The organism is Enterobacter sp. UNJFSC 003 (assembly GCF_036903355.1).
Taxonomy (GTDB): Bacteria; Pseudomonadota; Gammaproteobacteria; order Enterobacterales; family Enterobacteriaceae; genus Enterobacter.
This window is the reverse complement of record NZ_JBAKHK010000049.1, coordinates 1-412: the sequence shown is the minus strand read 5'-3', so window position 1 is coordinate 412 and position 412 is coordinate 1. Positions and strand designations below refer to the sequence as shown.

1 protein-coding gene is annotated in these 412 nt (G+C 44.2%); it reads left to right on the top strand.

The annotated features are described in order from the left end of the window. The coding region (locus tag V5P19_RS23020) for an NTP transferase domain-containing protein (RefSeq protein ID WP_334407844.1) at positions 1 to 412 on the top strand (412 nt) is incomplete at both ends.

The following is a 412-nucleotide window of genomic DNA, read 5'->3' as shown; positions in this document are numbered from 1 at the left end:
TGCGTTGCAGTTTTGTAGCCGAATTATTTTAGTCACCGGCTATCGTGGTAATGAACTGCACGAACGTTATGCGAACCAGAGTAAGATCACTATTATTCACAACCCAGATTATGCCCAGGGTTTACTAACATCAGTCAAGGCCGCAGTACCCGCAGTGCAAACAGAACATTGTTTTCTCACCCACGGTGACATGCCAACCCTCACCATTGATATTTTTAGAAAAATCTGGTCGTTACGAAATGATGGCGCAATACTGCCACTCCATAATGGCATCCCCGGCCATCCGATTTTAGTGTCAAAACCATGCTTGATGCAGGCATTCCAGCGACCCAATGTCACCAATATGCGTCAGGCACTCCTTATGGGAGATCATTATTCCGTCGAAATAGAAAATGCAGAAATAATTTTAGAT